The organism is Actinomadura chokoriensis (assembly GCF_039529475.1).
Lineage (GTDB): Bacteria > Actinomycetota > Actinomycetes > Streptosporangiales > Streptosporangiaceae > Spirillospora > Spirillospora bangladeshensis.
This window is the reverse complement of sequence record NZ_BAAAMW010000001.1, coordinates 147138-171589: the sequence shown is the minus strand read 5'-3', so window position 1 is coordinate 171589 and position 24452 is coordinate 147138. Positions and strand designations below refer to the sequence as shown.

The window sequence follows — 24452 nt, the reverse complement described above, 5'->3', positions numbered from 1 at the left end:
GTCACCTCTTCGGGGTCTCGTCCTGGGCCTTGGCGCGTCCTGCTTCACACCAGGCGAGCGCCTCGCATCCGGCGCAGGGCCGGCCGGGAGCGGCGGGATAGGTTTCGTCGTCCGCCCATGGCTCGGCGAGCCGGGTCACGACGGCTCGGGCCTCCGCCAGCGTCGGCTCGTCGAAGGGGTCGACGACCTCGCACGCCGCTCCGTTCTCGTAGAGGATCTCCAGTTCGATGCGTGAGCGCCGCCGGTCGCCTCCGAGGACGCCGGCCGCCATCATCAGGACGGCAAGTGCCAGTTGCGGGTGGCTTTCCAGCAGCGGCCGGCCCTCCCACAGACGTGCGCCGGCGGTCTTGGTCTCCCGCCACACCCAGCCGCCCGCGTCGGTGTACAGCAGGTCCGGGTCCGCGACGACGACGACGTCGGCCACCGGGTCGAAGACCGTGAGCCGGGGCTGCACGAGAACACGCTCGTCAGGGGGCAATCCGTGCAGGGGACAGACGGTTCTGTGCTGGTGGAGCATCCGCAACGCCGGCTCTGCCTCCTCCTCAGAGAGCCCGGGGAGGGCAGCGGGGGGTGGGATGTCCCGGCATCCGCGGCTCGTACGCTCGGTGCGGCGTGCGTCGTGCTGCTCGTTGAGGACCGCGTCGACGGCGCGTCCGCGCCGGATCGCCGCGTTCTCCGGAAGACCGTCCTTCAGGTGGAGCACGCGCGTAAGGTGGAACTTTGCCGGGCATTCGTCATGGACCCGGAGGTCTGCGGCTGAAACGCTCCGCCTCCTGCGCGGACGGGACGCCGCGGGCACCCCGAGCAGACCAGGCGCGCGGGTCGGCTGCGGGCAGCCCATCAAGCCTTCGCAGCCGACACAGTCGGAACCCGGGTTGAGTTCCATGCGTCCGAGCAGGTGCTTGAGCACCGGTTGCGCCTGCGTTTCGTACTGCCGGGAGACCTCGTGCGCGTCCCAGTCCGCGAGCAGCCGTACCTCAGCGTCCCCGCATCCGACGGCGAGGACCCTTACACGCTTGGGGGCGGCCCCCCGTCCCGTGACCTCGGAGTACGGACGGCCGAAGCCGGCCTTCGCCGGTACACCCCACATGGCCACGGCCGCGGCGGCGGCGATCTCGGCGGGCCCGCGGTCCTCCTTGACGGCGTTCACGGACGGCAGCCACAACTCACGTACCTCGCCGTCTCGGGAGGCATAGCGCCGTCCCCAGGCCGTCCTCTCGTACCGGAGGGCCCCGCGAGGATCGGGAGCCGACAGCCTGCTGATCGCCACCCACTCGTCCTTCACCGGGATGGTCTGAGGGTGCCCAGCCGTGCGGCGGGTGCGCTCCTCACGCTCCCTGGCGGCGAGGTAGTTCTCCACTGCGGTGCGCGTCCAGTGGGCGTGGGCGGGGTGACAGCCGCGCGTCGCCCAAGGCGTCGCCAGCGCCGCCGAGACTTCTTTCTTCTGGTGCTCGACGAGGTCGAGTACACCCATCACGGGACCGAGCGCGAAGTCATTGACCGGCCTGCGCCGCACGCGCTCCGGAACCTGGACGACAAGGGGCCGGGCGCGGAGGGCCATGCCACGCGGACAACCGCGCGGGTCGTCGCGGAGCAGGGGCAGGCCGACTCTCACCAACCGAGGATCGCCCCCGGTACCGTTGAGTGTGACCTGTGAACTAAGTTCAGTGATGTTCACGTCTCAACTGTGTCATAGTGTTCACGGACGTCGCTACCGAACACGATGAATTTCAGGGGGAGCGGAATGGAGACGGGAGAAGTGCTCCAGGGCAGGTTCCACATCGAGGAACCTCTGCGGCGGGGCGGCATGGGGGACATCTGGCTCGCGCGAGACGACCGGACCGGCGGCCTCGTCGTGGTGAAGGTCCTGCGCGCTTCGCAGGACGCGGGTGCCCGTGCGTCCAGTGAGCGCAGACGACGCCGGAGGACCCTGCTCAACCGGTTCGAGAGGGAATGCGACCTGCTCCAGCGGCTCGATCACCCCGGCATCCCCCGCCTGCTGGCGCGCGGGTTCCAGGGCCTCGACCCCTACATGGTGATGGAGTACATCGAGGGCCCGGCCCTGGACGAGTTCCTCCGGCTGCATACGCCGACGCCGGCGGCCTGCGCGGCGATCATGACCCAGATCCTGGACGCGCTCGCCTACGCGCACGCGAACGGCGTCGTCCATCGCGACGTCAAGCCCCACAATGTGATCGTGGGCGCGGACGGCGTCGTCCACTTGATCGACTTCGGCATCGCCTTCCTGACGGATCCGGACGCGACCCGGTACACCGAGGAAGGGCACACACCCGGCAGCACCGGTTACCGGGCGCCAGAGCTGATCCTCTCGAACGAGACCGTCACCACCGCGGCGGACGTCTACGGGGCCGGGTGCGTATACTTCCTGCTCCTCACCGGCAGGCAGCCCTTCTGCGGCCGGCCGACCCGCAGCGCGGACGAGCAGCACCTGTACGACCCGCCGCCGCGCGTCAGCGGAGTCGTCGACCACGTGGCGCCCGAGATCGACGACATCGTCGACCGGATGCTGGCCAAGGACCCGGCGTCCCGTCCGCGACCGGAAGACGTGGCCAAGCTGCTCAACCCGCATCTGCCGGCCCCCGGCGACCCGGCGCCCGACCCGGCGCTCACCCCCGACCCCACGGCCCGCTTCCGGACGCCCGATGGCGGGCACGTCCGCGGCGCCGCCGTCAGCGGTTCCTCCAGGCGCAGGGGCCGCCGCTCGTCCCGCCTGGGTACCGACCGGCCGAGTCGTGCGCAGTACGACGAACTGGTGGTGCGGGCGGCGGAGGAGGTCGATGCCGGTGAACCGGGTCCGGCGATCGCCCGGCTGGACGAGACGCTCGCGGACGTCCGCGACGCTTGGGGGCTCGGGTACCTGCCGGTCGCGCGCGCGTGCCTGCGGTGCGGGGACGCGGCCAGGCTCGAAGGACTCGGGGCTCGAGCCAGGGCCCGCTACCGGGACGCCGACCGGCAGGTCGCGGGGGACTCCTCCCGCGAGGGGGCCGAACTGCGGCTGGAGGCGCGCATCGGGCTGGCGGAGTGCCTCGTGCCCGAGGAGCGGCTGGACGACGCCGTGGCGGAATGGTCCGCCGCCGCGCGGGACACGCTCGCGATCGACCCCGTGCCGCGCAGGCTCAACCGGCGGCTTCGGGAGGTTGCGCTCGAACTCCAGGAGCGCGGTCACGGCGCCGCGATCCGGCAGCTTCTCGCCCGGCTCCCGGACTGCTAGGCCTTGCGCGGGCGCAGGTGACCGGTGGCGAGGAGTTCGCCGAGCGTGCCGCCCAGCACCGTCCCCTCGTTGGACAGTTCCCGCAGCGACCCGGTGAACGCAGCCAGCTCTCGGAACAGTTCCCCGCGACGCCGCTGCTCGTCCAGGGGAAGCGAGGGCACTTCAAGGCGGCGGACATCGACACGGGAGGAGGTGGACGCGTGGCCGCCGGCGCGGCGCGCGTTCGCCGGTGTTCGCAGGCAGCCCGCCAGGTACCACGGGTCGATCCTGCCGGGGTCGTGCCGCAGGGACAGAAGCTGCGCGCCGAGGACGACCCGGCCCGCCTCTTGCACCCAGGCGTCGAACGCGCGCTGCGCGCCGACCACCACGATGTCACCGGGCTCGGCCACGGTGAGCCCGCTGTTCGGCAGGACGTGGGGCGCGACCCACTGCTGCGGACGGTCGCCAGCCATGAGGTCGTGCATCGTGAGAACGGGGACCGCGTCGTCGGGGCGGTCCCCGCGGCCGAGCAAGTCGTCGGCCGGTGGACGTCCGGGCTGGACGGTCACGGCCCCGGCCTGCTCCAGCTGAGCGACGGAAACCGATGGCAGAGGAGCCCCGGACGACGGGCTGAGCGCCGACAGCGCGCGGCTCAAGTCGGCTACCCGGTCGAGGCGGGTATGGAAGCCCGTCCACGCGTCCTGAAGTTCGGCACCGGAGGCGGCGGGACGTGCGGCCGGGACGTGCCGAGCCGGGGACAGGTCGACCTCGCCGCCGAGCAGCTCGATCGGTGGAAGAACCTGGGCTGCCTCCATCCGGTCTCCGCGTAGCGCTGCCACCGCGCGGTCGCGGACGGCATCCCAGGCGATCACAGCACGGCCGTCGGACGAGGTCGCCCGGCAGTCGCCGGTGTCCACCAGCAGGAGGCCGTCCTCGTCGGTCCGCTCCGGCGGCCGGCGCACGACCCACAGGTGCAGGCCGACGCCGTACGGGGCCGCCGCACCGGTCGGTAGCGCGATGACGGCCCGCAGCGCCCCCGTGCGCAGCAGGTTGGAGCGAATCCGGCGCCCCGCCCTGCGTGTCGCGACAGTGGGCGGGAGGAGCAGGACGCCCGTCCCGTCCGGTGCCAGAGACGCGATCACTTCCTGCACCCACGCCAGTTCGGACTCCGAGCGCGGCGGGAGTCCGAAGACCCAGCGCGTGTCCGTCGCCAGTTCGTCGTGGCCCCAGTCGCGTTCGTTGGTCGGCGGGGTGCACAAGACGACGTCCATGTCGGCGCCCGCATGGGTGCCGCCGCGCAGCGAGTCCGCTGCCTTGGTCTCGATCTGCCGGCTCGCGTCCTCGATGTGGAGCCGGGCCGCCGCCAGCGACGCCAGAACGGCGTCGATGTCCTGGCCGACGAGGCGACGCGCCTTCTTCCACCGGCGTGCCGCCGCGAGCAGCGGCGTTCCGGTACCGCACGCCGGGTCCAGGACGGTGCGGACCCGCGCGGCCGTGGCCTCGGCGAGTTCGGACATCAACTCGGCGAGCGGCTCCGGCGTGGTGGTGATCTGGCGGACGTGCGCGGTCAGCCATCGGTCCAGCAGGAACCGGAAGACGTCGGCGGTCCCCTCTTGTCGGGCGACCGTTCGACACTCGTCGAGCAAGGCCCGTTCGGCCGGGGTGAGAGCCGGCTCGGGCGCCACGATGTTCGGTTCGCCGTGGCCCAAGCCGAGTGCGGCGATCACTCGCCCCATGGCGTCCCGGTCGCCGAGCGCGTCGAAGCGGGGCCACAGGCGGTCCAGTGGGCCGGCGGGAGACTTGAACCTGTTGTTCTCGCGCAGCCAGTTCTCGACCTCCGGCAGCGAGAACTGCGGGCTGCTGTCGGTCCCTCCGACGGGAGCGGGAAAAGTGCCGTGCCGCCGCCGCCAGTTGCTGACGGCGGCCCGTCCCACCCCGGCGATGCGGGCGATCTCGGCGAGGGTCACCGATACCGCCGGTTCGTCGGTCTCCGGCATCCGTCCTCCACGCGCGTGCTGCGCCCGCGCACTCGTCCCAGTCGGCCGGTCTTCCCGGCGTTGACTGAGTTTACTGGCGAACCCTCCGGAGAAACCGTCGGCCCCACCCCGTGACTGCGACCGAATTTGTGGCCGCAAGGGCCACTAGCACTGAAATCGCAGGCGCATTCCTATGACGTATCGAATGACTCACACCGTCGGTAGGGTGTCAGGATGCTGGGGTCCATGCTCGAGGTGTGGGAACGTTCGATCATGCGCCATCTGCTCGGCGCGAAGCTGTCCGAATTGCACGGCAACGCCTTCGAAGAGTTCTTTCATGCCGTTATGTCCGCTCGTTATGGCGGCTATTTCGATGTGGCGACCCACGGGAACCTGGGTGACCTCGGTGCGGACGGGTTGATGGTCCACGAGCGGCGGCTCTACGCGTGCAACGGCCCGGAGGTCGACGAGCCCGCGGGTGTGGCCGCCAAAGTCAGGGACGACTTCGCCAAAGCCGTGGAGAAGCGCGGCGCTCACTTCGACACCTTCGTCTTCGTCCACAACAACCGCAGGGGAATGCACCCGCAGGTGAGCACGGCCCTGGCCGACCTGCAGAAGGCCAATCCCGGCCTCCGGTTCGAGAACTTCGGGCACAGGCGGCTCTACAACGAGTTCTGCCGCCTGGAACGACACCAGATCGAAGACCTTCTCGGCCCTCTCCCCGCCCAGAAGGTGGTCACCGGTGTCGCCCTGGAAGACGTGCTGCCGCTACTGGAGCACCTGGCCAAGGAGCGCCGCCCGACCCAGGGCCTGCCGGACATCCCCGTGCCGTCCGCCCGGAAGATCGAGTACAACACCTTCTCGCCGGACGTCGAGGACTTGCTGAGGCAGGCGCTCAAGTACGTCCCCTGCGTGCACACCTACTACGGCAACTGTTTCGACCCCGGTGAGCGTGACGAGGTCGCCGCCGCGTTCAAGGACCACTACCTGATGCTCGCCGAGATCCACGACTCGCCGGACGATGTCTTCGACGGACTCGAGTACTACATCCTCGGCAACGAGCGCGCGGACTTCCAGATGAGCTTGAACGCCCGGGTCGTGCTGATGTACTTCTTCGAGGAATGCGACATCTTCAAACTGCCCCCCGACGGCTGGCGGTCCGTCCCTGAGCCCAGGAGCGAAGGATGATAGTCCCGACAAAGGGAATCGCCCCGCAGCGGGCGTTGCTCGCGGTGGGCGCGCAGATCGTCCTCGCCACGGGCAGGCAGCCGGTCACGATCACGCAGGCGTGGCGGCGCCTCCTCACCTGGCGGGAGGAGAACCGGCACAACGCGCCGATCCCATTCTGGTGGTTCGCCCTCGCCCTGGACGTCCTCTACGCCCTGGGCCTGGTCGAACTTGATGCGGAGACCGATCTCCTCGTGTTCAAGGCCAGGCCCGATGTTCCATAGGCTCGGGTCCGACGACGAGCGCTTCAAGACCCTGCACTTCGAGCCCGGGCTGAATCTCGTCCTCGCCGAACGCGCGCACCGGTCCACCGAGACCGACAGCCGCAACGGGACCGGGAAGACCAGCATGGTGGAGTTGCTCCACTTCCTCCTCGGAGCGACGACGCAGAAGACATCGCTTTGGGCGCACAAGGCCCTGAAGCGGCATGTTTTCGAGCTCATCATGGACTGGCCGGGCGGACACGATCTCGTGCGGATCCGACGCGGCCCCGCGACCCCGAAGGTCTTCCTCCGGCCGGACGTCACTCGCCGATCACAGGGCGAGCGCCTCTGGCAGGAGGAGTTCGCCGGCGAAATTTCGCTCAAAGAGTGGCAGTGGGCCATTGAGCGCGACCTCTATCGGGTGCCGTCGCCGGAATCCCCGCTCAGCGGACGCACGATGCTGTCCTTCGCCATGCGTCGCGGCCTCGACGGCCTGCTCAGCCCGACGGGCACCCACGCCAGACAGTCCCCGCACGACGCGATGCTCAACCTGAGCCACCTGTTCGGCCTCGACGTCGGGCTCGCCGAGCAGTACCGGACGCTCGCGACACAGGACTCGACCCGGAAGAAACTGGTCCAGGCGACCAAGGACCCCGTCTGGGGGAAGATCGTCGGTCGCTCCGCGGAGCTGCGCGGCGAGATCGGCGCAGTGGAACAGCGCGTCCTCGAGTTGCAGGAGCAGGTCAAGGAATTCCGGGTCCTGCCCGAGTACGAGAACATCCGGGCGGAGGCCGACGAACTGGAGCAGGCGATCCGCCGCCTGCGGGACCAGGACACGGTGGACCGCCACAACCTGCTGGAGATGCGCGAGGCTGCCGCCGACGTCGCCGAACCCGGCGATCACTATCTGGAGGAGGCGTACGGGCAGCTGGGCGTCCTGATGGGCCGGGAGGTGCGCCGACGGTTCGAGGACGTGCGCGCCTTCCACCAGACGGTCGTGAGCAACCGGGAGCGGCAACTGCGCGAGGAAGTCGCCCGCGTCGAGGAACGCCTCGCCGAACGCGCGAGGGAACGCGAGCGCCTCGGCGAACGCCAGTCGGCTTTGCTGACCATGCTCAGCGAAGGCGGGGCGCTCGATGCCCTGACGGCCCTACAGCATGTCCTGGCTCAGGAACAGGCACGTGTGGAGGCGCTGCGGCACCGCTTCCAGGCCGCCCAGACCTTGGAGGCCAGCCGGCGCGAGATCGACGGGAAGCGGATCGAACTCGAAACCGCCACCGCCGAGGATCTGGAGGACCGCGCGGCCCTCACCTACGAGGCGAACCGGCTGTTCAACATCTACGCGCGCCGCCTCTACAGCGACGCCCGCACGCCTTATCTGGCGTTCACCCCCACCAAGCAGAGGATGCAGATCGAGGCGCACATCGACACCGACAACAGCCGCGGTGTGCACAACATGGTCATCTTCTGTTTCGACCTGGCTCTCACCGTCCTCGCGCATCGCGGCGGCCGCGGGCCCGACTTCCTCGTTCACGACAGCCACCTGTACGACGGCGTGGACGCCCGCCAACTAGCCGCGGCGCTCACACTCGGCGCCGAGGTCGCGGACGAAGAGGGCCTGCAGTACATCGTCACCATGAACTCCGACGACCTCTCCAAGGCCGAGTCCGCGGGCTTCGGCCCGGCCAGTCACGTACTGGAGCCGCACCTCACCGACCAGCCCGACGGCGGCCTCTTCGGCTTCCGCTTCTGAACTGCAAGTGGCCTCAGACCGCATCAGGCCAACTTGACCGAGCGTCAGACCAGATACTGTCGGACTTCACCACTAGCCTTCTCATGCACCACTTCACGACTGCTCGCACGCGGGGGGCCTGGTGGGGTTTTGGCACACCGGTTACATGGAGTTTCACGAGCCGACCGGCGAGGACTACGCTTGGGCTTCATCGCCGCCCAAGCCTCCGGAGTTTCCTTGCCCCGAATGTGATCTGGTCTTCTCGACCGAGCGGGACCAACGCGCGCACAGGTTCGATGGGCATGCGGCCAAGCGGCCCGCCCTCCTCTTCAAGGGACGGGAGTGCGGACGAACTCGCCTCATGGTCACAGCCCCCAGTGCACCTTCCGATTGGCGAGCATCGAACGTCGCGTCGATCAGTGTCAACGGACGTCCGACGACTCTCGACGGAGCGGCCGACTTCCTCGCCACGGCGAAGACTGGCGTGCAGACGATCACTGCCCGTAACGGTCCACTGGAGCGGACGTTTGAGTTCGACTTCTGCTTGGCCGAGGAGGATGACCTCCGGTTGGTCGATCAAGCCCTCGACAAGCTCATCTTGAACCGCGAACTGAGCCTCCAGGCGATCGACGCATTCATTATGCGTGCCGGTAGCGGCGAGACGGCACGCCGCTACCGAGAAGGACTCGCCAGCTACCTGTACGGCGTCCTCCACCGCGAGGCGAGTCAGGACCATGCGGGACCAGCGGATGCAACCGGAGCACAGCTGTATGAGCAGCGCTACAACACTGCGGTCTCGGTCCTTGGAGCTTTCGACCGTCCGCCCGCGGAGGCGATCTGCGGCCTGGTCGCGTTCCACTACAACCAGTTCGGCCTAGCCGTACGCAAGACGAACAGCCATCGCATCTCTGATGTCGCGGCTCGATTTCGTTCGTTGATCAAAGGGTTGCCAGTCGTCACTGTGAGCCTGCTCGGCCGGACGCACGGCAGCTTCGATGAGGCGCTCAGTGACTCGGTGACGGAGGAGCTGCTCAGCGTCAGCGCAGTGGCGTTGGATGGGTCTGACCTCGCCCCGCTGCGACAGGTGCTCCGGTCGCTTAACGAGTTGCGTCCGGCAGATCAGCTTAAGGTGCGTCTCGTCGCGTCTGAAGCCCTGCTCGCCGCAGGCGATGTCGAGGGTGCGAGCAAGCACAGCGAGGCGCTCCGCCACTCCAGAGACACCGACGTGTGGTACGCCGGTTTCCGCGCTCGAATGCAAAAGGTTGGACATTGAACGAGCACAACAAGCAGATCGCTGGTGAGTTGGCCGAGGGCACCCGTGGAGCATCCCCGTCAACCGTAGAGACGTCGGAATTGGTTGCTGACGATGCCGAACCAACAAACACGTCAGCTGAAAAAAGCCGGGTCTCGCAATCTGGGAAGCGCACTCCGCGCAAGCGGCAGCCACACGTTGAGTCGGTCGGGGACTTGCTGAAGTACGCCTACGAGTCGAAAGCTCGGCTACTCGAGCTCTCCAAAGACTCGCTGATGAAGATCCCGATCAGTGATGACGAAATCGCGGCTGAAGGCGCTCTGATCGCGTCCCTCGCCTCCACGGATCCGACCCTGGCGAAGCCGTTCAAGCTGCTTCAGTATGTTGCGCGCCAAGGAGTCAACCTCAAACGTGTCGAGGATATTGAGCTTGCGCACGCGCTGCGCCGACTGGTCGAGCTCTCCATAGTGGCCATGTCCAATCACCCGGTGTTCCGGGGCTGGACAGATCATTTGCTCGACCCGCACATGACACCGCAGCTTTCGTCTCGGCTTGTGCGAGACGAGGCCGGCAGGATCGACGCGGACAGCCTGGGGCTCGCGCCCGATCAGTTCAAGTCGGCGGACAGAGAGCGTCTCGTCAATAATGCGGTCGCCTGCTACGGACTCCTACGCGCCCTCCAGCGCGAGTGGAACCTAACCCAGTACATCGATGAATCGTACAACGCAGTGTGGGAGCACGAAGTCCCTGAAGCGGCAAGTCTGGAGCGTGCCGTCGGCGCGATTGCTGCCAGCCGGGATCTAGACGTACTTGGGATCGTGGCGGCGAACTACAGCACGCGGGTTACTCAGCTTGACCGTCAAATCGCCCAGCTCGAGCATGAGCTAGATGCAGCCAAGAACCGGGAGGCCAGGCTCAGTGAAGAGGTTCGGTCTGCCATGGATCGTGGGCAGGCCGCTACGGCCAGGGCAGAGGCGCTCTCTGCCGACATCGTCCATCTCAAGAAGGAACTCGCCGCCGAACACGACAACAGAGTCGTCGACAAGAGTCACATGGCCGACGACTACGAGAATCTCCGCACGCGCATCATCCGCCGGTTGAGCGGCGAGGTTGACCTACTGACGGACGGGCTCCATGCCTTGCGCAATGATGCTCCAAGTGTCGCAGAGGAGTTCTTGGACCGGTCATTGCTGGCGCTGACACGTGAGATCGAGCGCCTGAAGGACACTTCTGGGGGACTGGGATGATCGTAGGATTCGATTTCGGGACGACCAACAGCCTTATGTCGGTCGTTGTCGGCGACCGTGTCATCGACGTCATGGATGTCGAAACCGGTCGACCGCACCCTTCGATCGTGCGATACGAGGGCGAACAAGTCATCGTTGGTCGCCAAGCTAAAGACGCGCTCGGGGCAGCGGGCATCGGTATTCATGGCAACACCGTCAAGTCGCCCAAGTTCCTGCTCGGCGAGGAAGCGGTGACTGTGGGCGGAGTGGACCGAAGCCCGGTCGACATTGTCGCCGATGTAGTCCGTCATGTGCGGTCGGCGTCGTTGGCAGGCCCACAACGAAACGTGCTGGGTGCCCTCGACAATGCGGTCGTCACAATCCCCGTCACCATGAATGGCATCCGGCGGGCCGCTCTCCGCGAGGCGTTCGCTGGAGCGGGCATGGGCGTAGCACAGTTCGTGCACGAACCTTTGGCGGCCCTGTACGGGTTCATCCGTGGATCTCGTGACCCCCACGAGATGGCTCGCCGCCTCGCGCGCCGGAACGTGCTGGTCGTCGACTGGGGTGGCGGGACCCTCGACCTGACGTTGTGCCGCGTTGACGACTCTCAAGTCCGGCAGTTGCGCAACGGTGGCACAGACCAGGTTGGCGGTGACGAGTTCGATAAGGTCATTCTCGATGAGGTCGTAAAGCGATTCCGGGCACGAGCAGGAATTGGTGAAGACGACCCGGCGATCCCTGAGGCCGAACTGCGACTTCTTCAGGACGCCGAGCGGAACAAGATTGAACTATCGGCGGACCGGGTGGACGTCACCTTCTACCGCCCAAGCTACTTCCAGTCCGGTGCAACGTTGCAGTACAAGCTTACCCGCCAAGAACTGGAGGAGATTACAGAACCTCTCGTCACGGCAGGCATAAGCGAGATCAAGTCGCTACTCGACAGCCTTTCAATGGCACCTGGCCAGGTCGCACTTTGCGTCGTCACCGGCGGTATGGCCGTGATGCCGGCGATCCGAAGTCGGCTGTATGAGCTGTTCGGCCCAGATCGAGTGGAGGTACCATCCAACAGTGGGACGCTGGTCTCGCAAGGCGCTGCCTGGATCGCGCACGATCGCCAGCGGCTACGCCTCGCCAAGCCTATCGAGCTTGAGTTGGCGCGAGGGTCGCGTATTCCGCTGTTGACAGCCGGGACGGAGATGCCGTTCGGCGGTGAGGCAAAGCACGATCGCCTGCACCTGTTCTGCGCCGATCCATCAGATGGGATCGCCAAGTTCCCCATCGCTACGCCAACGGCTCTATCGCCGCATCCTCAGGCAAGCGAGAGGCGGACCTCGCTGGGAATCCTCAGGATCGAAGTCGACCATACCGCGCCACCGCTGCACGAGCGGCTGGAACTTGAGGTCGTTCTTGACGACGACCTGATCCTATGGATTAGGGCTTCTTCGAGTCAGAAGAAGGACCGCGCTTCCGCCTCCTACTATGACCTTGAGTTCGGCCTAGGTTTTCCAGAGGGCGTTGTCGCGGGCGGTGTAGGCGACCCAAAAGTAGGGGCTGAAACCGACGCCGTCCCGGCCTCGGGGATCGTCGTCCGCGCCAACGTGAGTCAGACTCGAGATCAGGCTGTGGTTCCAGGCGACGTGCTTTATCTGCACAACTCCTCGGCGTTCGCACGGCATGCGATAGATGGCGCAACCCAGGCCCAATTGCTGGAGCACTTGTACTATCAGCCCTGCGCCGTGTGCAAGCGCGCGTGGGGTGATCCGGAGTGTCGTTGCGGTTCAACCTGATGTGGGCAGTGCCAAGGTGACCGTCAGGGGCGTCGACTGCGGTTTCGAGGTCGAGAGCGCAGGCCGTGTTGCCGGCACAGGAGCCCCCGGTCCCGCCGGACGATGCGGTACGGACATGTGGGCGCCCGCCGAAGACGGACACGATGAGCCTGGGAGGACGGGACGGTCCGCGCCTAGATCCACAGCATCTCTGGGCCGTCCGGCGGCCGGTTGTCCCACGCTATAGAGCAGGACGGAGCCGACAGCGCGCCAGACCAAGGTCACTTCAGAATACGATCTGATAAACTCTCCGGTATGAGCAGCACGATCCAGCCAGACTCGGTCACCTTCTCCGACCTGTCGCGCAACCCACGGGCTGTCGCGGAGCGGGCCTCCAAGCTGGGGCGGGTGCGCGTCACCCATCGTGATGCACCTGACTTCTACCTCACCGCGGTCGACCGTGAAGAGCAGCGTGACGAGACACTGGCCACCGCCTCTCGGCTCTTCATCGCGCTGATGAAGCACGATCCGGGTGCCCGCGAGCTGCTTCTCGCTATGCCGGACGTGTTTCCTTGGGTACGTCATCTCAGCACCGACGAGGTGCGCGCGTTCACCGTGGAGCTTGTCGAGGCGTTGTCGGACGCGGCCGAACTCGACCTCGATGCGTCCATCAACGAGGTGATCAGCGGATGGCGTGCCACCGCGCGCATCAAGGCCGACCCTCAGCAGCACGCCGACGCGGTGCGGCCCACCAGCGGTGACTTCGGCCAGGTGGAAGTGCACCCATGAGCCCCAAGCGGGGGGACAGGGTCACGGTTCCGCCTCCGGACGGCCAGTGGGATGTGCGGTTCGGAACGAGCGATGCGGTGCGCGGCTGGGAGGAGCTGTGTCGGCTCGCCTTGGCCAACACCCAGCGATGCTTCGAGATGCTCCGCTCCGAGCCGCGTTCCCGCGCCAACCACGAACGCCAGCACCGGCTTCGTGGAGAGCTTGCGACTCACAGGCACAATGGCCGTGACCTGGAACAGTGGGAGTACGAGGTCACCAGCGGCGGTCGCGTGCGCTATGTGATCGACGACGAGAAACGCACTGTGTGGCTGGTCTATGCGTCGCCCCGTCATCCGAAGGACACTGAGAGCTGAGCCGGTGACCTTCGCCGGTGGCGCAGCGGCCGGACCGTGCGGAGTTACCCTCAGGCCATGGCGTCCCCCTCAGCCAAACGGCCCGATGCGACCAAGGCCAACAGCAAAGGTGCGGTGGTGCTGCTGGACTTGGAGAACGTGATCGGGTCGAACCCGCGCCCGGAGGCCGTCGACAAGTGCCTGTCGGCCGTGCTGGAACTGGCCGCACCCGTCGCGGTGTGCTGGGCCGCCTATCCGCAACGACTGCTGTCGGAGCGGGCTCGAGAGGTCCTCAAACGCCATGGGGTCAAGACCCAGTGGGCCAAAGCCGGGAACAACAGTGCCGACCGGGCGTTACTGAAGCTGGCACGGAAGGAGGCCGACAAGGGCCGCCGCCGCTTCGTCATCGTCTCCGGCGACGCCGATTTCGCCCCGCTCGCCGACCTGGGCACCCTGGAGGTCATCGCCCGGTACGAGCAGAAGGTCGGCAGCAGACTCCGTCGCCGCGCGTCCCGGATTCATCGTCTCCCCGAACCGGATTCAGCGGCACGCCGCGCACCCGCGTCCGCCGTTCGGTCCGCCGATCCGCCCGCCGAGCAACGGCCCGAAGACGCACAGCGCCTGCCGATCCCCCGCACCCCCGGGCAGGTCGCAGTCGCGGGCCTGGCCTTGTGGGCGGCCGGGACGTGCTTCGGCGCCGGCATGGCAACCGGCGCGTGGGTCGCCCGCCGCGTGTTGCGCGCCTGATCCCCTCAGGTGGCAACGATCGGGGTGCCGCGCTGTGCAATGGCGGGGCTGTTGCCGGTGGTCGCCGCTGTCACCAGCGCGATGAGGTCGTAGACCACGGAGCCGGCATGGTCAGGCGCCATTCGTGCCCTTGAGGAACTCCCGGATCCGCTCGGGAACGTCGGCGGGCTCGACCCCGAGTTCGGCCGTGCGCCGCCGCCCGTACAACTGAAGGTCGCGCACCTGCTCGGCAAGCTGATCGACTTCATGACGCGGTAGGTCGCGCGCAGTTAGGCGGACCGGTTTCCATCGCCGAAGTAGTGGACGAGCTCGCTGAGGACGGGCCGGTCCTCGTCCCTGACGGAGAACCGGAGTGTCCGCGCCTTGTCGTGATGACGCGGGGCCTTGCTCTCTGGCATCTCGGGGGCCTGCCCATGAGGTCGAAGAAGTCGGTCGCCTGTCCTATGCGATTCCTCGCACTTGAGGATGAGGGGGTGGCGATGGCGCCTCACACGGTGATACCTGGTGCGGCTTCGCGGCGGGGGCCGTCGCCCGGCCTATCGCGAGGTGGAGGAGTAGGCCGGGGCGGATGCGGTGTCGAGGTGGCGGACGAGGAGTTCGGTGGTCTCCTGGAGGTCGATGAGGGGGCGGCGGAGGTAGCGGTGCGGGGTGGACCACCAGCAGAAGGTGCGGCGGTGCACCCACACGTTGAGGTCGGGGAGCATCAGGACGGACATGCCGTCTTCGGCGGTGGTGCGCGTCCCCTTGAAGCCGCGGCGGGTGAGGTTGAGGAGCAGGTGTTGCGCGGCCGTCCCCGGGTGGACCCTGTAGTGGAGGCCGGGCCACTCGCGGGGCAGCGGTAGCGCGAACCAGACCGCCTTGCCGGGGACGGACGCGGTCTCGACCCGAGACCGTGTCGGTGCGCAGCCCCAGCCGGCGGTGACCTGGCGGACGAGTTCGAGCCCTTTGCCGTGCTCGTCCAGGAGCCCGGCCCCGGACGCGAGCGGTGTGGATGCCCGCGCGCCGTCGAAAACGGAGACGATGAGCTGAGGGGACGGGACGGTCCGCGCCCAGATCCAGAGCTCCGGTGCGGTCGGCGGCCGGTCGCTCCGCACGGTCCCGGCGTGCCGCAGCGCGTTGGTCGCGGTTTCGGACACGGCGAGCTTCCCGTCCTCGATCACGTCCCGGTCGAGCCGCAGCTCGGACATCGTGTGGTCGACGAGGCGACGCGCCGTCGCCGGCCCGCTCTCGTCCCCGGGCAGCCGCCACGCACACAGCCCCCCAGTCACCAGCCCCCACGCCCCCTTGACCTCCATCGAAGCCCGACCTCCTCCATGTAGTACCGCAAGTGGCACAGAAAGCGACATTCTGGTCACTGTCTGTTGTGTGCTTCGGGTCACATGGTGAGTCAGGGCAAGCATTGGTGCAACTGTTTCACCAAAAAATCCATGATCGTTTAAAGGGTGAGTTGGCGAAAGCGCTTGCGGAGCGACTACAGAGCGACCACGATCGACTACATGACGCCCAGACCTCCGACCATCCGAGAGCGCCGCCTCGCCAGTGAGTTGAAGAGACTGCGCGAGACATCGACATCTCTCATGCTCGAGGAGGCGGCCGATCAGCTCGGCTGGAACAAAGCGAAGCTGTCCCGAGTCGAGAACGCCCTCCGCCGCGTCACCGCCGGCGAGGTTCAGGAGCTCTTGACTCTCTACGGCGTGACGGGTCCGCGCTTCGACGCGCTGGTCAGCTTCGCCCGGACGGCGAGACAGCGCGGCTGGTGGGACGCCTACGCAAAGAACCTTCCCACGGACTACGCCACCTACATGGGCCTGGAGGCTGAAGCGGAGTGGCTCAACTCCTACACCATGGGCCTGGTGCACGGCCTGATGCAGACCAAGGCGTACATGGAGCAAGTGGTCAGGTCCACTTTGAAGCAGTTCGCTTCACCGCACGGCATGGAGCGTCGGGTCGCGGCCCGTATGGAGCGCCAGAAGTCGTGGCTGGAGCGAGACGAACCGGCCCGTCTGTGGTCGATTCTGGACGAGGTGGCGCTTGGGCGCTGTATCGGCGGCCCCGAGGTCATGCGAGATCAGTACCGTCGCATCATCGAGTTGGCCACGCTGCCGAATGTCATGTTCCAGGTCATGCCGGTCTCTGCCGGTGCCCACCCTGGTGTGGTCAGCAGCTTCACCATCATGGGCTTCCCTCAGCGGTTCACCCCGGATGTCGTCTATGTCGAGAATATGACGAGTGCTCTGTACATTGAGGATGACGAGGAGGTGCACACCTACTCCCTGGCGTTCGAGCAGATGCGTGCGATGGCGCTGAGCCCTGAAGACTCGCTGATCATGCTCAAACGCTTGGCGGGACAGTGATCACGAGGAGGAGCAAATGACCAGGACTGATCTTGGTCGGGTCGCCTTTCGGAAGAGCAGTTACAGCGAAGGCGGCAACGGCTGCGTGGAAGCGGGCAGCTTCGGCTCCCAGCGCCTCGTTCGTGACTCCAAGAACCCGGAGGGCGGTTTCCTGACCATGGAGCGGGACGTGTGGGCAGCGATGCTGTCGCAGATCAAGCGGGGCGCTTACGACCTCTGACTCAACCAAGTCACACGCCGTACCTCGGGCTGAGGTGCGGCGTGTTGTGCTGTCGGACGATGCGTGTGCAGTGGCCGGGGCCGGGGCCGGCCCCTCGTTCACCTGCGGCGTGTTGTTGCTATCGGCGGCCGCATAACAACAACACGCCGCAGGTGAACGCACCCAGTGGACCTTGGTGGACGAGACCTAGACACTCTCGCGTTGAGGAGATATCAGGCAACTGGTATAAACTAAGTTCACAGGCGGCGTCGTTGGCGTTCGTAACGGCTGGGCTTCGACGCTGGGCGAAGTCCTCGCCGAGTGTCCCAGGGGGCTGAGAGACTAGTGCGGCGTCGCCGGGCCTGGTGACGTGTGTGCCCTGGAGTTGACCGAGCCGAGGAGACCGCCCCGTGGCGAGACTGACCCTGCCGCAGTTGGAACGACACCTGTTCGGGGCAGCCGACATCCTCCGCGGCAAGATGGACGCCTCGGAGTTCAAGGAGTACATCTTCGGGATGCTCTTCTTGAAGCGGGCATCGGACCAGTTCGACGCCGTCCGCCAGCGCCTCAAGGCTGAGCAGATCAAGGCAGGCCGCTCCGAGGAGGAGGCCGAGGCCGCCACCAACGCCCCGTGGATCTACCGGGGCAAGAGCTTCTACGTCCCCGAAGAGGCCCGCTGGCAGTACATCAAGGACAACTCGCGGGCCGGAGGCGTCGGCAGCCTCCTGAACAAAGCCCTGGACGCGCTAGAGAAGGCCAACACGGGTGCACTCGAAGGTGTCCTCGAACACATCGACTTCACTCGCAAGGTTGGCCAGTCCACCATCCCGAACAAGCGGCTGCAAAGCCTGGTCGACCACTTCGACCGCTACCGCCTCCGCAACGAGGACTTCGAGTTCCCAGACCTGCTGGGCGCGGCCTACGAGTACCTGATCGGGCAGTTCGCCGACTCGGCCGGCAAGAAGGGCGGCGAGTTCTACACGCCGCGTGGCGTCGTCCGGATGATGGTCCGCCTCGTCAAGCCAGGCCCCGACATGCGCATCTATGACCCGTGCTCGGGCTCGGCCGGAATGCTCATCCACGCCAAGGAATACGTCGAGGAGCACGGCTACGATGCCCGCAACCTGACCCTCGCTGGCCAGGAGTACAACGGCGGGACGTGGGCCATCTCCAAGATGAACATGATCCTGCACGGTGTGCTCAACGCGGACCTGCGCAACGACGACACCCTTGCCAACCCCCTCCACAAGGAGGGCGGCGAGCTGATGCGCTTTGACCGCGTCCTAACCAACCCGCCGTTCTCGCTGAACTACAGCACGTCCGGCATGGAGTACCCGGATCGTTTCAAGTACGGCTTCGCCCCCGAGACGGGCAAGAAGGCGGACCTGATGTTCGCCCAGCACGTGCTCTCGGTCCTGATGCCGGACGGCATCGGCGCCACCGTCATGCCCCACGGCGTCCTCTTCCGAGGCGGCAAGGAGAAGGAGATCCGCGAGGGCATCATCAGGGATGACCGCCTCGAAGCGGTCATCGGCCTGCCCGCGAACCTCTTCTACGGCACTGGCATCCCGGCCTGCATCCTCGTCTTGCGAGGGAGCGCCCGCCGTCCTGAAGGCCGTCGCAACAAGGTCCTTTTCATCAACGCGGATCGCGAGTTCGCATCAAATCGCTCGCAAAACTCCATAGAGCCGGAGCATATCGAGAAGATCGCTTCAGCCTTTGAAGAATATCGTGACGTTTCGGGTTTTGCTCGTGTAGTGGATCTCTCCGAAATCCGTGATAACGACTTCAATCTCAATATCCGCCGGTACGTAGACAATACGCCACCGCCAGAGCCGCAAGATGTCCGCGCCCACATTCACGGTGGCGTCCCCAAAGTGGAGGTTGTCGACAAGGCTCACCTCTTCCGAGCCTTCGGCATTGAACCGAGCACTCTTTTCGTAGAGCGGGACGCAGACTACTATGACTTCCTTCCCGAGGGATGGAAGCGTACGGCCGAGCGCATCTCTAAACTAGCTGACCCTTCCGAGAAACGGTTGCGTGAGGCGTTCAATGACTGGTGGGGTCGCCACAGCAAGCGTCTGACCGAGCTCCCGGAGTCTCACGCAGTCATGGACGCCAGACGCGAACTACTCGACTCCTTCGTTGCCGAACTTGAACCCTTTGGCCTGTTTGACCGTTACGAGTTGGCCGGCATTGTCGCCGCCTGGTGGGGGGAGGGTAAGCACGATATCAAGACTCTCTCCATTCAAGGCTTTGAAGGTGTAGTCGAAGGTTGGCTGACGACCATCAGAACGGCTTTTGAGCTGAACCAAGAAGAAGCTGAGTACTGGGACGGGCAGAGAATTGCGCACGAGCAGCGAAAGGCGCGAGGGCATCGTCTCGTCCCAGCTCTAATCCCCGATTATATAATTGAGTTGGAAGAGGCGGAGTCTAGGTACGCTGACCTTAATGCCAAGCACAAGGCGGCTGCTGCGAGGCCTAGCGATGAGGACGAAGACGCTGGTCTGTTGGAGAGCGCCTTGACCAAGGCGGAGTTGAAGCGGCTCAAGGAAGATGCTGCTGAGGCTCGGCGTGATCTCGCGGCAATTGAAGGGGCATTCGTCTCTCGCCTAACAGTTGCGGTTAATGAATTGGGTGATGAGTCGCGGATGAGGCTCGTCCTCGAAGTCTTTGAAGGTTCACTCAATGCGCGCCTGGACTCTAGGATCACGGCAGCTCGCCGTAAGTTGGGGACTCTGTTCCGAGTCCTGGGCGAAAAATATGCTCTCACTCTTCGTGAGCTAGAACAGCATCGAGAGTCCACGAGAATTCGCCTTGAACGGCACCTGAAGGAGCTAGGGTATGTCTGAATCGCTGGTGCCGTCGGCATGGAAGAAGTTGGCGCTTGGCGATGTGCTCAGGCGGCGTACAGAGCGTGCTGATGGTAGCGAACCCCTGCTATCGGTCACTCAGAAGCGCGGGGTTATCCCTCAGGATGAAGTGGGCCGGAGGGATAACTCTAGCGAGTACAAGGGAAGCTATTGGCGCGTCTTTCCGGGCGACATCGTTTACAATACGATGCGAATGTGGCAAGGAGTGTCCGGAGCCTCTGATCTTTCTGGAATAGTCAGCCCTGCTTACACTGTGTGTGAGCCTGCTGAGTCCGTCAACTCGAGGTTCTTGGCCTATCTGTTCAAGAGGCCGGGCGTCATCAACAAGTTTTACCGCATGTCTCAGGGGCTGGTAAGTGACACTTGGAATCTGCGCTACTCGGCATTCGCTCTTATTGAGGTTGCCTTGCCTCCGCTGGAGGAACAGCGGCGGATCGTGGAAGTTCTCGCTGCTCTTGATGCTCAGATCGAGTGTCAACGGCAGGTAGTCGAGAAATTTGGCGCAGTCGTACATGGGTTTAGCGAGGAGCAGCTTTCTTTGGTTACCCGGAGTGCGAAGACTGCCCGGCTGGACGAGGTTGCTGACATAGGAAGCGGTGTGACTCTCGGGGGTGAGGTTGAGGGTGGAATTGAACTTCCCTATCTGCGTGTCGCCAACGTTCAGGACGGTTACATCGACACTTCGGAGATGAAGACTGTCCGAGTTGCACGCTCGGAAGTCGCGCGTTATCGCCTTGAGGATGGAGATGTACTCCTCACAGAGGGAGGGGACATCGACAAACTTGGTCGAGGTGGAGTCTGGGATGGTCGCATAGATCCATGTATCTGCCAAAACCACATTTTTCGTGTTCGTTGTCGACGTGACGTTATTCGACCAGAGTTTATGGCAGCATATGCCGGATCGATTGAAGGGAAAGAATATTTTTTCGGTATAGCTAAGCAGACAACCAATCTAGCGACGATCAACTCGACGCAGTTGAAGGCGATGCTCGTACCTTTGCCCTCAGTTGCTGAGCAGGATAAGTTCATTCGCTTGATGGAAGAGGTTAGAGGCAGACTCAACGCGGAAGTGGTCATGTCGGAGAAATTGCTGTCCTTGAAGAATGGGCTGGCGGAAGACCTTCTGACGGGGCGGGTGCGGGTGCCGGAGGCGGAGGCTGTGGTGGAGAGCCTCTGAGCCCTGCCGACGTGGTGTGAGCCGCCCTAAGCTGCTGGGGCGGGTGTTCGCGGGCGAAACGATGATTCCCTTCTCGGGATGGGAGTGGCGTCATGGTGGATTGGGAGTACCAACTCGTCGAGCGTCCCCTCTTCGAGCAACTCAAGGGCATGGGCTGGGAGCATCTCCAAGGGGCTCCCCCGGAGTCAGTGACGCCGCTCAATCCCTTTGACTCTGGGCGGGCCGGCTTTGACGAGGTCTTCCTTGAGGACCGGCTGCGAGACGCCCTCTACCGCATCAACCTTGGCCCGGACGGTCAGCCCTGGCTGGATTATGACCGTATTGATCAGGCCGTCAACGAACTCAAGCGCATCCCCGCGTCCGGCAACCTCATCGAGGCGAACCAGACCGCCACGAAACTGCTCCTCGAAGGCACCGTCGTGGACGGGGTGGTCGGCTGGGAGGGGGGCAAGAGCCGTCCCATCCACTACATCGACTGGCAGAACCCCGAGAACAACCTGTTCACGGTCGTGAACCAGTTCCGGGTGGACGTGCCCGGCAACGACGGCCACCCGATCATCCCGGACGTGGTCCTGTTCGTGAACGGCATCCCGCTGGTCGTGCTGGAGGCGAAGAAGCCGCAGACCAGCAGCCTGATCAACGCCGTCGGGCAGCTCCTCCGGTACTCCGAGCAGACCAAGGGCGAAGTCCGGCTCGGGAATCAGCGGCTTTTCCATACCGTCCAGCTCACCGCTGTGAGCAGTGGCGAGGACGCGAAGCTCGGCACGATCACCTCCCGCTACGAGCACTACGTCCCGTGGCGGGACCCGTATCCGATGACGCGGGAGGATCTGGGCGACCGCTTCGACAAGCCGGCCGACGCGGTGAGCAGGCAGGAGATCCTCGCCGCCGTCCTGTTCGACAAGGCGCGGCTGCTGGACATCGTCCACAACTACGTGACGTTCATGGTCACCGACGACGGCAAGACCATCAAGGCCGCTCCCCGCTACCAGCAGTTCCGGGCTGTGGACCGGGCCGTCCGGCGGCTGCGCACCGGCGAGACCAAGCAACAGGACGGTGAGCGGGACAGGCGGGGCGGGATCGTCTGGCACACGCAGGGGTCCGGCAAGAGCCTGACCATGACGTTCCTGGTCCGCAAGCTCCGCGCGAGCGACGACCTCAAGCACTTCAAGGTCGTCGTCGTCACCGACCGCACCCAGCTCCAGGATCAGCTCAGCAAGACCATGGAGCTGAGCAACGAGAAGACCGATGTCGCCAAGTCGGGGGCGCGGGCGCGGACGCTGCTCGGCAAGCACGGGCCGGGCCTGGTGTTCGTGATGATCCAGAAGCACGGGGACGGCGGCGGGTCCGGGCCGGGCATGTCCGCGGACACCTCCCTCGGTGAGGTCACCGCGGACGACTCGATCGTCGTCCTGGTCGATGAGGCGCACCGGTCGCACACCGCGTCCCTCGGCACGAACCTCCAGGTCGCCCTGCCGAACGCGGCGCGGATCGGGTTCACCGGGACCCCGATCATGACGAAGAAGGGCCGCCGCAAGACGAGCCTGGAACTGTTCGGCGAGTTCATCGACATGTACCGGCTGAAGGACGCCGAAGAAGACGGCGTCATCGTCCCGATCCTGTACGAGGGGCTGAAGGTCCGGGGCGCAGTCCAGGACGGCCGCGACCTCGACGAGGTCGTGGACGAGATGTTCGAAGAACTCGACTCGAAGGACCGTGACCAGCTTCAACGCCGGTACGCCACCAAGTCGAAGGTGTCGGCCGCCGAAAGGCTCATCGCCGCCAAGGCGAAGCACATGCTCCGCCACTACGTCCAGCGCGTCCTCCCCGAAGGCTTCAAGGCACAGGTCGTCGCGCTGGACCGGGTGACCACCGTCCAGTACCGCGAGGCCCTGATGGCGGCGCGGGACGAACTGGTCGCCGAAGTCGAAGCACTCCCCGGCCGCGTCCTGGAGAAGCCGCTCGATGAGCTGAAGCCGCGCCAGGCCTACCTCGTCGGCGCGCACCACCACCTCGACCTGCTGAAACGGATGGAGTTCGTCCCCGTCATCTCCGAGGGCGACACCGACCACGAAGCCGAACTCGCCGACTGGACGAACAAGGCGAAGCAGAACACCCGCGTCGACGACTTCCTCAAGCCGTTCGACGAATCGAACGTCGGGTTCGTCATCGTCAACGCGATGCTGCTCACCGGCTTCGACGCCCCGATCGAGCAGGTCATGTACTTGGACCGCCGGCTCAAGGAGCACGACCTCCTCCAGGCCGTGGCCCGCGTCAACCGGACCGCAGACGGCAAGGAATACGGCTACGTCGTCGACTACCAGGGCGTCGCGCAGAACCTCGTGGAAGCGCTGAAAATCTACGCGCACCAGTCCTTCGACGAGGACGACATGGCCGACGTCGAGCAGGCGTTGAAGGACGTCAAGGCCGAGATGGCGAAGCTGGAGCCGCGCTGCAACCGGGTCCGGATGATGTTCCGCGACCCCGATGACGTGGAGAGCTGCGTCGAGGAGCTGGCCGACACGGAGCTGCGCGACCGGTTCAACGCCGACTTCGCGCTGTTCGCGAAGACCTACAACGCCGTCCTGCCCGACCCGGCCGTGAAGCCGTTCGAGGCCGACCTCAAGCGGTTCACGGTCGTGAAGATCACCGCGTCGCGGCGGTACCGGGTGGACGACGGCGAGTTCGACCCGGCCGCGTACGGCGGGCGGATCAAGCACCTGATCGACGAGCACGTCACCTCGCTCGGCATCGAGCAGATGCTGCCACCGGTCGCGCTGACCGCACCCGACTTCACCGAGAAGGTCGAGGCACTGCCCGGCGGGTCGCGTGCCAAGGCGTCCGAGATGGAACACGCCATCCGGCACCACATCACCGTCAACAAGGCCAAGGACCCGGCCTACTACCAGCGGCTCAGCGAGCGCCTAGAGGAGATCCTCCAGCAGCTCAAGGACGACTGGACCCAGCAGATCCTCGCCCTTGAGGGCCTCATCACCGAGCTGCGCGAGGACGCGCCCGAGAACCCGCACAACCTCAGCCCGGTGGAGGGCGCGTTGTACGGCGTCCTCGCCCAGGAGATCGCCACCTCCGACGACGACCCGCGCATCCCCGACTGCGTGGACGCGGCGCAGGACGTCTACCACCGCGCCGCCGAGGTCATCCACCGCAAGGACTTCTGGCACTCCAGCAAGGAGACCGACCGCGAGGAGTTCCGCAGCGAGATTTGCGGCATCCTCTTCGGCCGGCGGCTGGCGACGGCACAGGACGTGGAGAAGCTCGCCGGACGGCTGTTCGAGGTGATCAAGGCGAACCGGGAACGCATACCGCGATCGTGACCGGGCGGGCGCGTGTCCGGTGAGCTGCGCTGACCTGGTCACCTGGCATG

At 65.6% G+C, this 24452-nt stretch carries 18 protein-coding genes; 15 read left to right on the top strand and 3 right to left on the bottom strand.

All coding sequences use genetic code 11. The annotated features are described in order from the left end of the window. Position 1: 1 nt before the first annotated feature. Entirely contained in the window at positions 2-1678 is a 1677-nt protein-coding gene (locus ABFX46_RS00770) for a PD-(D/E)XK nuclease family protein (RefSeq protein WP_346039378.1), read from the bottom strand. Positions 1679-1744: 66 nt separating this feature from the next. On the opposite strand from ABFX46_RS00770, the gene ABFX46_RS00765 reads away from it, so the two are divergent. Further along, positions 1745-3232 carry a serine/threonine-protein kinase gene (locus ABFX46_RS00765; RefSeq protein WP_346039377.1) on the top strand — a complete coding sequence of 496 codons (1488 nt, stop codon included), beginning with the start codon at positions 1745-1747 and terminating at the stop codon, positions 3230-3232. Here the strand turns inward: ABFX46_RS00765 and ABFX46_RS00760 are convergent. Beyond that, a complete protein-coding gene (locus tag ABFX46_RS00760; RefSeq protein ID WP_346039376.1) occupies positions 3229-5208 on the bottom strand; it encodes an N-6 DNA methylase in 1980 nt (659 codons plus the stop codon). The two genes, ABFX46_RS00765 and ABFX46_RS00760, sit on opposite strands and share 4 nt — an antisense overlap. Positions 5209-5433: 225 nt before the next feature. Between ABFX46_RS00760 and ABFX46_RS00755 the strand changes: the two genes are divergently transcribed. The 9 genes from ABFX46_RS00755 to ABFX46_RS00715 all read left to right on the top strand — a co-directional run bounded on the left by ABFX46_RS00755 (position 5434) and on the right by ABFX46_RS00715 (position 14464). Next, positions 5434-6375 (top strand): ABC-three component system protein, encoded by a 942-nt coding sequence (locus ABFX46_RS00755; RefSeq protein ID WP_346039375.1) that lies wholly within the window; start codon positions 5434-5436, stop codon positions 6373-6375. Next, positions 6372-6638 (top strand): ABC-three component system middle component 6, encoded by a 267-nt coding sequence (locus tag ABFX46_RS00750; RefSeq protein WP_346039374.1) that lies wholly within the window; start codon positions 6372-6374, stop codon positions 6636-6638. Before ABFX46_RS00755 ends, ABFX46_RS00750 begins: the two co-directional genes overlap by 4 nt. Then, positions 6628-8370, top strand: coding sequence for an ABC-three component system protein (locus ABFX46_RS00745; protein WP_346039373.1), 1743 nt, complete (start codon positions 6628-6630; stop codon positions 8368-8370). Before ABFX46_RS00750 ends, ABFX46_RS00745 begins: the two co-directional genes overlap by 11 nt. A 145-nt stretch (positions 8371-8515) precedes the next feature. Continuing rightward, positions 8516-9622: a hypothetical protein gene (locus ABFX46_RS00740; protein ID WP_346039372.1), complete on the top strand. Its 1107-nt coding sequence runs from the start codon at positions 8516-8518 to the stop codon at positions 9620-9622. Beyond that, positions 9619-10848: a hypothetical protein gene (locus ABFX46_RS00735; protein WP_346039371.1), complete on the top strand. Its 1230-nt coding sequence runs from the start codon at positions 9619-9621 to the stop codon at positions 10846-10848. Before ABFX46_RS00740 ends, ABFX46_RS00735 begins: the two co-directional genes overlap by 4 nt. Continuing rightward, positions 10845-12617 (top strand): Hsp70 family protein, encoded by a 1773-nt coding sequence (locus ABFX46_RS00730; RefSeq protein WP_346039370.1) that lies wholly within the window; start codon positions 10845-10847, stop codon positions 12615-12617. Before ABFX46_RS00735 ends, ABFX46_RS00730 begins: the two co-directional genes overlap by 4 nt. A gap of 294 nt (positions 12618-12911) precedes the next feature. Next, entirely contained in the window at positions 12912-13385 is a 474-nt protein-coding gene (locus ABFX46_RS00725; RefSeq protein ID WP_346039369.1) for a hypothetical protein, read from the top strand. Beyond that, the gene (locus ABFX46_RS00720) at positions 13382-13738 is read left to right on the top strand and encodes a hypothetical protein (protein WP_346039368.1); all 357 of its coding nucleotides are present in this window, start codon (positions 13382-13384) and stop codon (positions 13736-13738) included. The genes ABFX46_RS00725 and ABFX46_RS00720 overlap by 4 nt, the downstream gene beginning before the upstream one ends. Positions 13739-13852: 114 nt before the next feature. After that, a complete protein-coding gene (locus ABFX46_RS00715; RefSeq protein WP_346039367.1) occupies positions 13853-14464 on the top strand; it encodes an NYN domain-containing protein in 612 nt (203 codons plus the stop codon). Positions 14465-15000: 536 nt separating this feature from the next. Here the strand turns inward: ABFX46_RS00715 and ABFX46_RS00710 are convergent. Continuing rightward, positions 15001-15759: an ATP-binding protein gene (locus tag ABFX46_RS00710; RefSeq protein WP_346039366.1), complete on the bottom strand. Its 759-nt coding sequence runs from the start codon at positions 15757-15759 to the stop codon at positions 15001-15003. A gap of 201 nt (positions 15760-15960) precedes the next feature. Between ABFX46_RS00710 and ABFX46_RS00705 the strand changes: the two genes are divergently transcribed. The 5 genes from ABFX46_RS00705 to ABFX46_RS00685 all read left to right on the top strand — a co-directional run bounded on the left by ABFX46_RS00705 (position 15961) and on the right by ABFX46_RS00685 (position 24402). Next, positions 15961-16818: a helix-turn-helix domain-containing protein gene (locus ABFX46_RS00705; protein ID WP_346039365.1), complete on the top strand. Its 858-nt coding sequence runs from the start codon at positions 15961-15963 to the stop codon at positions 16816-16818. A 16-nt stretch (positions 16819-16834) separates the two neighbouring features. Further along, complete coding sequence (locus tag ABFX46_RS00700) at positions 16835-17038, top strand: DUF397 domain-containing protein (protein WP_346039364.1); 204 nt, start codon at positions 16835-16837, stop codon at positions 17036-17038. A gap of 389 nt (positions 17039-17427) precedes the next feature. Continuing rightward, positions 17428-19869 (top strand): type I restriction-modification system subunit M, encoded by a 2442-nt coding sequence (locus tag ABFX46_RS00695; protein WP_346039363.1) that lies wholly within the window; start codon positions 17428-17430, stop codon positions 19867-19869. After that, positions 19862-21067 carry a restriction endonuclease subunit S gene (locus tag ABFX46_RS00690; protein ID WP_346039362.1) on the top strand — a complete coding sequence of 402 codons (1206 nt, stop codon included), beginning with the start codon at positions 19862-19864 and terminating at the stop codon, positions 21065-21067. The genes ABFX46_RS00695 and ABFX46_RS00690 overlap by 8 nt, the downstream gene beginning before the upstream one ends. A 92-nt stretch (positions 21068-21159) precedes the next feature. Beyond that, positions 21160-24402 carry a type I restriction endonuclease subunit R gene (locus tag ABFX46_RS00685; RefSeq protein WP_346039361.1) on the top strand — a complete coding sequence of 1081 codons (3243 nt, stop codon included), beginning with the start codon at positions 21160-21162 and terminating at the stop codon, positions 24400-24402. Positions 24403-24452: the final 50 nt, after the last annotated feature.

Bases quoted from the DNA above. Each gene is read 5' to 3' on its own strand.
- ABFX46_RS00765 (WP_346039377.1), top strand. From the start codon at position 1,745: ATGGAGACGGGAGAAGTGCTCCAGGGCAGGTTCCACATCGAGGAACCT.
- ABFX46_RS00760 (WP_346039376.1), bottom strand. From the start codon at position 5,208: ATGCCGGAGACCGACGAACCGGCGGTATCGGTGACCCTCGCCGAGATC.
- ABFX46_RS00755 (WP_346039375.1), top strand. From the start codon at position 5,434: ATGCTCGAGGTGTGGGAACGTTCGATCATGCGCCATCTGCTCGGCGCG.
- ABFX46_RS00750 (WP_346039374.1), top strand. From the start codon at position 6,372: ATGATAGTCCCGACAAAGGGAATCGCCCCGCAGCGGGCGTTGCTCGCG.
- ABFX46_RS00745 (WP_346039373.1), top strand. From the start codon at position 6,628: ATGTTCCATAGGCTCGGGTCCGACGACGAGCGCTTCAAGACCCTGCAC.
- ABFX46_RS00740 (WP_346039372.1), top strand. From the start codon at position 8,516: ATGGAGTTTCACGAGCCGACCGGCGAGGACTACGCTTGGGCTTCATCG.
- ABFX46_RS00730 (WP_346039370.1), top strand. From the start codon at position 10,845: ATGATCGTAGGATTCGATTTCGGGACGACCAACAGCCTTATGTCGGTC.
- ABFX46_RS00725 (WP_346039369.1), top strand. From the start codon at position 12,912: ATGAGCAGCACGATCCAGCCAGACTCGGTCACCTTCTCCGACCTGTCG.
- ABFX46_RS00720 (WP_346039368.1), top strand. From the start codon at position 13,382: ATGAGCCCCAAGCGGGGGGACAGGGTCACGGTTCCGCCTCCGGACGGC.
- ABFX46_RS00710 (WP_346039366.1), bottom strand. From the start codon at position 15,759: ATGGAGGTCAAGGGGGCGTGGGGGCTGGTGACTGGGGGGCTGTGTGCG.
- ABFX46_RS00705 (WP_346039365.1), top strand. From the start codon at position 15,961: ATGACGCCCAGACCTCCGACCATCCGAGAGCGCCGCCTCGCCAGTGAG.
- ABFX46_RS00700 (WP_346039364.1), top strand. From the start codon at position 16,835: ATGACCAGGACTGATCTTGGTCGGGTCGCCTTTCGGAAGAGCAGTTAC.
- ABFX46_RS00690 (WP_346039362.1), top strand. From the start codon at position 19,862: ATGTCTGAATCGCTGGTGCCGTCGGCATGGAAGAAGTTGGCGCTTGGC.
- ABFX46_RS00685 (WP_346039361.1), top strand. From the start codon at position 21,160: ATGGTGGATTGGGAGTACCAACTCGTCGAGCGTCCCCTCTTCGAGCAA.